Origin of the sequence: Bacillus sp. SIMBA_154 (genome assembly GCF_046536015.1) — a bacterium.
Lineage (GTDB): Bacteria > Bacillota > Bacilli > Bacillales > Bacillaceae > Bacillus > Bacillus pumilus_P.
In genome coordinates this window covers 1-237 of the sequence record NZ_JAWJBV010000641.1, presented here as the reverse complement: position 1 = coordinate 237, position 237 = coordinate 1, and the positions used below count along the sequence as shown (strand labels likewise).

The window sequence follows — 237 nt, the reverse complement described above, 5'->3', positions numbered from 1 at the left end:
AGACTTACTGATTTTTGAGTCGTCTATGTCAGTCAATTTTTTAGGTATCTTGACAGGCTTAAAGGGCTTTTTTTCAGCATTTGACTGAGATTTTTTCTTCTTAGATTGAGATTTTTTAGCATTAGGATTACTTTTGCGACTACTTACCAGTGAGGCTTGCATGGCATGCAGGACTTCATGACAGAAGTTATCAGCGGCTACAGACTTGTCGTCGCCATCGATAATAATCCAATCACC

The 237-nt window shown here is 38.8% G+C and carries 1 protein-coding gene; it reads right to left on the bottom strand.

The features are described from left to right. Positions 1–237: hypothetical protein (locus tag R0K30_RS23440; RefSeq protein WP_410613419.1), on the bottom strand; the 237-nt coding region annotated here is incomplete at both ends.